This is a genomic window from Rhodococcus sp. R1101, assembly GCF_000278445.1.
Classification (GTDB): Bacteria; Actinomycetota; Actinomycetes; order Mycobacteriales; family Mycobacteriaceae; genus Rhodococcus; species Rhodococcus gordoniae.
This window is the reverse complement of sequence record NZ_AJVB01000154.1, coordinates 1-8255: the sequence shown is the minus strand read 5'-3', so window position 1 is coordinate 8255 and position 8255 is coordinate 1. Positions and strand designations below refer to the sequence as shown.

The following is an 8255-nucleotide window of genomic DNA, read 5'->3' as shown; positions in this document are numbered from 1 at the left end:
CACGCGGGGGCGGTGTGCGTCCCGGATCGGAGGATCCTCCGTCCGGCAGCGGATCTCCTCGGGGCGGGTGTCGGTGTTGCTCATGCCGCTCGACTCCTCTCGGTGGTCGCGTCGGTCGACCTTTCCAGTGTGTCACATTTGATTGCGTAGTCAACTAACTGGGGTAGACTGGACTTCATGGGAGAAACGACGTGGCTGAACGACGACGAACAGCGACTGTGGCGTGCCTATCTGGATGCGACCCGCCTGCTGTTCCAGAATCTCGACAAGCAGTTGCTGCGGGATTCCGACATCTCCTTCACCGACTTCGAGATCCTCGTCCTGCTCTCCGAGGCGCCCGACCGCAGGATGCGCATGCGCGACATCGCGGATGCCAGCACCACGACCCGCAGCGGGATCACCCGAGCGGTCTCCCGCATGGAGAACGCGGGATGGGTGCGGCGCGTGGAGTGCGAATCCGATCGACGCGGGGCCTGGGCGGAACTCACGGAGGCCGGCTACGCGCGACTCGCCGCAGCGGGCCCGGGCCACGTCGACGCGGTCCGCGAGAACATGTTCGACCTGCTCTCCCCCGACGACATCACCTCCATGACCGAGACCTTCACCCGCATGCGTGACCGCATGATCGACGGTAAGCGGTCGGCCGCCACCTCCTAGCGGGTCCGCCCCTGTCGTCGGGACGACGACGCCGGCCCGCTCACCGATTCGGTGGACGTCGGTACGGCCGCCGAAGGTGGGTCACGACCGATCCCCGAAGCATTGCGCGTCGCGTCCGAGAGGTTCCGGCTCGCCTACGGCATCAGGTGCGATCGAAGGTCGCGCACCCTGTCTGCAACGAATTCATCGCCGATGCCGTGGGTTCATCCACAGGCCGGCCAGGACCCGGTGGCTCCCCCGGTTCTCTCGAGTTAGAGTGCTCGCCACACTGATCTTCGAGGGGGGTTCGATGAGCGGTCTGTTTCCCGGTGCCGGAATCCGGGTGGTGCCCGACGGAGTTCGAGCGTTCGGGACGACGAATCTTCGTGCGGCCGAGCACGTCGCGCAGGCAGGGGCGTTCGACCTGCAGGCCAACATCTCCGCGCTGAGTCCGGCCATGGGACTCATCGGAAGCGAGTTCCTCGCGGTGTTCGCAGCAGCGCAGTCGGAGCACACCCGCGCCGTCACACAACTGTCGTGGGCCTACGCGTCCAACGGCATCGCCGCACACGAAGCCGCCGCCGGCTACGAAACCGCCGACACCGGAACGGCTTCGGCCCTCTCCGACGCCGCGGGAGGACTGTGATGCAGGGATCGGTCGCAGACGCCGCAGCAGCACCCGTCACCACACCGACCGTTCTCGACGCACTTCGCGCGTCACCGATCGGACCGGTCCTCGACGCCCCGCTTCCCGTACCACCGCAACCCGTGCTCCCCGAGCCGGGTCTGCCCGTCCTCGAAGCGAACACGATCGTCGAACTGCTCGAATCGATTCCGGTGCCGGTGCTGCCCGATCTCGAGGTGATCGTGCGGCCGCTCACCGAACTCGGCTCGATGTTCGGCACCGGCATCCTCGACTCCCTCGATCCCACGGCGATCCTGCATCAGGGTTCGCGCCTGCTCGAGACCGCGACCACTCTCGGGCGCAGTGCGCTGCACGCGCTTCCGGAGTCGTGGGAGGGTGCGACGGCCGACGAGGCCACCGGTCACGGCGTCCGGGCTCAGCAGTCCGCGCTCGAACTGGCCGACCGCGGCGACCGGATCGGCGACGTCACCCGCGCCGCCACGGCGAGCGTCGAACGCGGCAACGTCGAATTGACCGGCATCGCACAGTCGTTCGTGGCCACGGCGGTCGCGGCCGCCCCTGCTCTGGTGACACCGCCGGGTCAGGCCGCTCTGCTGGCGTCGGCCGCACAACACCTTCAGGCGGCACTGGCCGTCGTCGCGCGTACGCGAGGCGAACTGGCGGTCCACACCGCCGCGATGACCCCGTTGACCGCCCCTGTTCCGGTGCCCGCGCCGGTCGCGGTGGCGGGGGTGCACGAGATGCGCACGATCGCCACGGCCGCAACCGATGTCGCGTCGAGTGCCGCTGCACCGTTCACCGCGGCCGCCGCTCACACCCCGACCGCTCCCACCGCCTACGCATCGACCGTGCCCACCGCGCACACGGCGGTCCCCACCGTCGGTGCGACCGTCGCAGGCTCGGCCGGAACGGTGTCGGCGGGAGTCTTCGCCGGTCACGGCAGCGCGGGGACCGCGTTCGGGACTGCGGGTGTGCCCGCCGCCACTCCGCTCCCGACGGGGGCGGGTGCGGGTGCGGGTGGAGGGTCGCCGGCGACGATCGGTACGACCCCGGCGGGGCGCACGCCCGCCACCGGCGGGATGGTTCCCGCGACGTCGGGCCGCGGGTCCGAGGACGAGGAGCACCGCTCCCCTGCCCGTCTCCTGAGTGCCGCCGCCGTGAGCACCGAGGTGGTCGGCGAGTTGCCATTGGTCGTTCCTGCCGTGATCGGTTCGCACGACGACCGGTGAGCTCAGGCCGTCACTCGACGAGGGAGGCCACCTCGTGGTCGGTCAGCGTCGTCTGCGGCACACGCCCGGCGCCGCGCGCGAGTTCGATAGCCCGGTAGAGTGGGCGTTCGCCGAGCGCGGCGTCGCGGGCCTCGGCCCGCAACTGTTCGACGAGCACCGACGAGACCGCCGCTGCCGGTGCAATCTCGCTGGTGGCCAGCGCATTCGCCAGCTTCCGCAGAGCGAGCACCTCGAGTTCGCGACCTCCGCCGTTCGCGTACAGCGCCAACGGAACCGACACGAGATTGTGCTCACCGTCGTTGACGCGCAGGACCGCCTGCGAGACGCCGCCCACCCGCACGAGCAGTTCGACGCCGGCGAGCCGCGCCAGATCGACACTGCGCGACCGGAATGCCCCCGAAAGCGTGATGACGGTGCCGCGCAGCAGCAGGTGCCGACGCGTGGCCAGGAACGCCCCGAGAGCCGGTGGCACCGCGAGGACGGCACCGACGAGCAAGGCCACCCAGCCGGGCGCGACGATCCAGACGAGGACGCCGAGGACGACGCCGACGGCGAGCGCGAGCAACGCGATCCTGCGTGCCCGCGGCCGCAGCAGTCGGGCCGGGATCAGATCGAGCGGGACGGCGCCACCGTCCCGGTCGTCATGCGCCGGCAACGACCTCACCCACACGGGCGACGACGTCCGTGAGAGCAACGCTGTGCTGTTCGCCGTTGCGCAGGTCCTTCACGACGATCTCGCCCGCCTCGAGTTCGCGGTCGCCGAGGACGAGCGCGACGACGGCACCGGACTTGTCGGCAGCCTTCATCGCGCCCTTCAGACCACGTCCGCCGTAGGCCAGGTCGACACGGAGGCCTGCTGCGCGCAGCTTGTGCGCGATGGGCACGAGCGCAGCCTTGGCGGCATCCCCCATGGGCACGCCGTACACCTCGCATCGTGCGGGGCTGCCGGCCGACTTGCCCTCCGCGGCGAGCGCGAGAACCGTGCGATCGACGCCGATCCCGAAACCGATACCCGAGAGCGGCTGGCCACCCAGCTGCTCCATGAGTCCGTCGTAGCGGCCACCGCCACCGATACCGGACTGGGCTCCGAGTCCGTCGTGGACGAACTCGAAGGTGGTCTTCGTGTAGTAGTCGAGGCCGCGCACCATGCGCGGGTTCACGACGTACGGGACGCCGATCGCGTCGAGATGGGCGAGCACCTCGTCGAAGTGCGCACGCGCGGTGTCCGAGAGGTGGTCGAGCATCAGCGGTGCGTCGGCCGTCATCTCGCGGACCTCGGGACGCTTGTCGTCGAGCACGCGCAGCGGGTTGATCTCGGCGCGGCGGCGGGTCTCCTCGTCGAGTGGGAGCCCGAACAGGAACTGCTGCAACTTCTCCCGGTACTGCGGGCGGCAGGTGTCGTCGCCGAGCGAGGTGATCTCGAGGCGGAAGCCGTCGAGGCCGAGCGACCGGAACCCGGCGTCGGCGATCGCGATGACCTCGGCGTCGAGCGCAGGATCGTCGATGCCGATCGCCTCGACACCGACCTGCTGCAGCTGACGGTAGCGACCGGCCTGGGGGCGCTCGTAGCGGAAGAACGGTCCGGAATACGACAGCTTCACGGGGAGCTGACCTCGATCGAGGCCGTGCTCGATCACCGCGCGCATCACGCCCGCGGTGCCCTCGGGGCGGAGCGTGACCGAGCGCTCACCGCGATCGGCGAAGGTGTACATCTCTTTCGTGACGACGTCGGTGGATTCGCCGACGCCCCGAGCGAACAGGCCGGTGTCCTCGAAGATGGGCAGTTCGATGTGCCCGTACCCCGCCAGGCGTGCGGCACGGGTCAGACCGTCCCGTACCGCCACGAACTCCGCCGACTGCGGGGGAACGTAATCGGGCACACCCTTCGGCGCCGAAAACGTGGAGGCCTTGCTCACTGGTACTGCCTTCTCTCGGAATTCTCTCGGTTGGTCACCGACGGATCGCGGTGTTCGTGCGTCAGCGGGATTCTGCCAGGCCGGTGAGGAAGGGATTCGAGACCCGCTCCTGCCCGATCGTGCTCGACCCGCCGTGACCGGGAAGGATGTTGGTGCCGTCGTCGAGCACGAGCAGTTTGCGGGCGATCGAGTCGAGCAGTTGCGCGTGATCACCGCCCGGCAGGTCGGTGCGGCCGATCGACCCCTGGAACAGGGTGTCGCCGGTGAGCGCGACGTTCAGGGCGGCGCCGTCCGGGGTGGTGGTGCGCGTGCGCAGGACGACCGAGCCGCGGGTGTGTCCGGGCGTGTGGTCGACGACGAACTCGATTCCGGCGTGTTCGATCTCGTCTCCGTCGCCGAACTCCACGACCTGCTGCGGTTCGACGAACTCGACGCCGTCGAGGAAGGGGGCGAGGCTCGACCCCATGCCCTGCAGCGGATCGGTGAGCATCGCCCGGTCGTCGGGGTGGATGTAGACGGGGATCCCGTACCGGTCGGCGATCGGCTGCGCCGACCACATGTGGTCGAGGTGACCGTGCGTGAGCAGCACCGCCCGGGGCGTGAGATCGGATCCCGTGAGGAACTCCACGAGCGGCTCGGCGGCGTCCTGGCCGGGATCGACGACGACGCACTCCTTCGCGTTGTCCTGCGCGAGGATGTAGCAGTTGGTCTGGAACATCCCGGCAGGGAATCCGGTCACGAGCACGAGCATCGCTCCTACGGGTGGAAGCCTTCGAGGTCTCCTACAGACTATGCGTTGCGCCCTGTCCGCGGGTTCCCGGTCCCGGGTGGCAGACTCGAATCGGCTTCGAAGTCGGTTGGACCACATCGATCGTTCACGGGAGGACTACTGCAGTGCCGAGCAACGCACAACGGCGCCAGGCCGCGAAACGCAAACTCGAACGGCAACTCGAGCGACGAGCCGAACGCGAGCGCAAGCGGCGCCGCACGACGATCGCGTTGTCCGCGCTCGGGGTGATCGTGGTCGTCGGCGCAGGTGTTGCCCTGTGGGCGGTGAACCGGGGTGACGACACGGCCACGGAGGCAGCGTCGAAAGACACCTCCGGTTCCGAGTACGCGGCACTGCCCGAGGGCCGGTCCGAGCCGTTGCCCGAGACGGTGAACTGCTCGTACCCCGCCGACGGTCGCGAGCCGTCGAAGCCCGCGCAGCCGCCGCGCACCGAGGGCATCCGCACCACCGGCGAGGGCAACACGGACGTCAGTGTCAGCGTGGAGACGAGTCAGGGCAACATCGGCCTGATCCTGCACAACGACGACTCGCCGTGCACCGTCAACAGTTTCCTGTCGCTGGCGTCGCAGAACTACTTCGACGACACGCCCTGCCACCGGCTGACCACCTCGCCGTCCCTGCAGGTCCTGCAGTGCGGCGACCCGTCCGGGAGCGGTTCCGGCGGACCGGGTTACCAGTTCGCGAACGAGTTCCCCACCGATCAGTTCGCCGCCGACGATCCCGCCGCGCAGGAACCGATGACCTATCCGCGCGGCACCCTCGCGATGGCGAACACCGGACAGCCCGAGACCAACGGCAGCCAGTTCTTCCTGGTGTACGGCGACTCGGTGCTGCCCCCGCAGTACACCGTGTTCGGCACGATCGACGAGACCGGTCTTGCGACCCTCGACACGATCGCCGCAGCCGGTGTAACGGGTGGGGCTGCCGACGGTACCCCCGCGCTGGAAACGACCCTCACGTCGGTCAGGATGGACTGATGATCCGATTGCGCACCACCCTCGCCGCCGGCGTCGGGCTCGCACTCCTCCTCACGGGGTGCTCCGACGATTCGTCCACCGATACCGCCGCGAACTCGTCGGCACCGGCGTCCGCCGCCGACCGGCAGTCCCCCGCCTACACGGGCGAACTACCGGAGCGACCCAGCGGCACCGACTCCGTCTCGTGCACCTACGACGCCTCGGGTGACGCCGCACGCGACGTGACCGCCCCCGCCGCGGACGACGTCTCCGCCACCGGCGCTGCTGCCGCGCAGATCACCACCAGCGTCGGCGTCATCGGCGTCGAACTCGACCGGGCCGCGGCCCCCTGCACGGTCAACAGCTTCGTGTCCCTCGCGGAGCAAGGCTACTTCGACGACACCCCCTGCCACCGGCTGGTGACCTCCCCCGGGCTGCAGGTGCTGCAGTGCGGCGACCCGACGGGCACCGGAACGGGCGGGCCGGGTTACGGGTTCGACACCGAGTACCCGGAGAACGTGTACGCGCCCGGCGACGCCCAGCTGCGGCAACCGGTGATCTACCCGCGCGGCACGGTCGCGATGGCGAACACCGGTCGTCCCGGCAGCAACGGCAGCCAGTTCTTCCTGGTGTACGAGGATTCGCAGCTTCCGCCCACCTACACGGTGTTCGGGACGGTCGACGAGGCCGGACTCGCCGTGATCGAGGAGGTCGCGGCGGAGGGTGACGACGGCTCGATGGCGGCCGGCGGCGGTGCGCCCAACCGCGCGGTGCAGATCGAGTCGGTGACCGTCGGGTCCTGACACCCCCCGTTCACACGGAACGCACGGACGTCCCGTCCCGGAGATTCCGGGGCGGGACGTCGTCGTCCGGCGCGAGACCGAGACGGATTCGGTCAGGCTGCCGAGGTCACCCGGTACACGTCGTAGACGCCTTCGACGTTGCGGACGACGTTCAGCACGTGCCCGAGATGTTTCGGGTCGCCCATCTCGAAGGTGAACCGGCTCACCGCGACCCGGTCGCCCGTGGTCGTCACGGAGGCCGACAGGATGTTGACCTTCTCGTCGGCGAGTGCCTTCGTCACGTCGGACAGCAGACGGTGCCGGTCGAGAGCTTCGATCTGGATCGCGACGAGGAACACCGACGACGGCGAGGGCGCCCACTGCACCTCGATGATCCGCTCCGACTGCTCCCGCAGCGACCCGGCGTTCGTGCAGTCGGTGCGGTGCACGCTCACCGCACCGGTCCGGGTCACGAAGCCCATGATCTCGTCGCCGGGGACGGGCGTGCAGCACTTCGCGAGCTTCGAGACCGTGCCCGGTGCGCCCGGCACGAGGACACCGGAATCACCGCTGTTCCGCGAGCGGGTCGGGATGGTCGACGGTGTGGACCGCTCGGCCAGTTCCTCCTCGACGCCACCGACGCCACCGAGCAGCGCGACCAGCCGTTGCACGACGTGGTGCGCCGAGACGTGGTGCTCTCCGACCGCGGTGTACAGCGCCGAGACGTCGGCGTAGCGCAGTTCCTTGGCGACCGCGACCATCAGGTCCGCGTTCATCAGGCGCTGTAGTGGCAGACCGACGCGGCGCACTTCCTTCGCGATGGCGTCCTTGCCGGATTCGAGGGCTTCCTCGCGGCGTTCCTTGGCGAACCACTGCCGGATCTTCGCCTTGGCGCGGGGCGAGACGACGAACGACTGCCAGTCGCGGCTCGGGCCGGCATTGGGATCCTTGGAGGTGAACACCTCCACGACCTCACCGTTCTCGAGCTTGCGTTCGAGTGCCACGAGCCGGCCGTTGACCCGAGCGCCGATGCAGCGGTGTCCGACCTCGGTGTGCACGGCGTACGCGAAGTCCACGGGCGTCGAGCCCGACGGAAGGGTGATCACATCGCCCTTGGGAGTGAAGACGAAGATCTCCTTGACGGCCAGGTCGTAGCGGAGGGACTCGAGGAATTCGCCCGGGTCCGCCGCCTCACGCTGCCAGTCGAGGAGCTGCCGCATCCAGGCCATGTCGTCGAGTTCGGCGACATCGCCGGAGTGGCGTCCCTTCGTCTCCTTGTACCGCCAGTGCGCGGCGATAC

General features: G+C 69.3%; 9 protein-coding genes. 5 read left to right on the top strand and 4 right to left on the bottom strand.

Going from position 1 to position 8255, the window contains the following annotated elements; translation table 11 throughout:
• Window positions 1-177 precede the first annotated feature (177 nt).
• The 3 genes from R1101_RS0111740 (at window position 178) to R1101_RS0111730 (ending at window position 2511) form a co-directional block, all read left to right on the top strand.
• Window positions 178-657 carry a MarR family winged helix-turn-helix transcriptional regulator gene (locus R1101_RS0111740; protein WP_016933623.1) on the top strand — a complete coding sequence of 160 codons (480 nt, stop codon included), beginning with the start codon at window positions 178-180 and terminating at the stop codon, window positions 655-657.
• 289 nt (window positions 658-946) lie between these two features.
• On the top strand, window positions 947-1282 hold the full coding sequence (locus R1101_RS0111735; RefSeq protein ID WP_026003172.1) for a type VII secretion target: 336 nt from the start codon (window positions 947-949) through the stop codon (window positions 1280-1282).
• Complete coding sequence (locus tag R1101_RS0111730) at window positions 1282-2511, top strand: hypothetical protein (RefSeq protein WP_037223036.1); 1230 nt, start codon at window positions 1282-1284, stop codon at window positions 2509-2511. Before R1101_RS0111735 ends, R1101_RS0111730 begins: the two co-directional genes overlap by 1 nt.
• A gap of 10 nt (window positions 2512-2521) precedes the next feature.
• On the opposite strand, the gene R1101_RS0111725 is transcribed toward R1101_RS0111730, so the two are convergent.
• From R1101_RS0111725 to R1101_RS0111715, 3 genes are all read right to left on the bottom strand, one after another.
• Window positions 2522-3166 carry a hypothetical protein gene (locus R1101_RS0111725; RefSeq protein ID WP_016933620.1) on the bottom strand — a complete coding sequence of 215 codons (645 nt, stop codon included), beginning with the start codon at window positions 3164-3166 and terminating at the stop codon, window positions 2522-2524.
• The gene (gene hisS, locus R1101_RS0111720) at window positions 3153-4427 is read right to left on the bottom strand and encodes a histidine--tRNA ligase (protein WP_016933619.1); all 1275 of its coding nucleotides are present in this window, start codon (window positions 4425-4427) and stop codon (window positions 3153-3155) included. The genes R1101_RS0111725 and hisS overlap by 14 nt, the downstream gene beginning before the upstream one ends.
• A gap of 61 nt (window positions 4428-4488) precedes the next feature.
• Window positions 4489-5172: an MBL fold metallo-hydrolase gene (locus tag R1101_RS0111715; protein WP_026003171.1), complete on the bottom strand. Its 684-nt coding sequence runs from the start codon at window positions 5170-5172 to the stop codon at window positions 4489-4491.
• Between the two features lie 149 nt (window positions 5173-5321).
• Here R1101_RS0111715 and R1101_RS0111710 point away from each other — a divergent pair, with 149 nt between their 5' ends.
• Entirely contained in the window at window positions 5322-6194 is an 873-nt protein-coding gene (locus R1101_RS0111710) for a peptidylprolyl isomerase (RefSeq protein WP_016933617.1), read from the top strand.
• The gene (locus R1101_RS0111705) at window positions 6194-6976 is read left to right on the top strand and encodes a peptidylprolyl isomerase (RefSeq protein ID WP_016933616.1); all 783 of its coding nucleotides are present in this window, start codon (window positions 6194-6196) and stop codon (window positions 6974-6976) included. Before R1101_RS0111710 ends, R1101_RS0111705 begins: the two co-directional genes overlap by 1 nt.
• Window positions 6977-7068: 92 nt before the next feature.
• On the opposite strand, the gene R1101_RS0111700 is transcribed toward R1101_RS0111705, so the two are convergent.
• Window positions 7069-8255 (bottom strand): RelA/SpoT family protein (locus tag R1101_RS0111700; RefSeq protein ID WP_016933615.1); only part of this gene is annotated, 1187 nt, incomplete at its 5' end.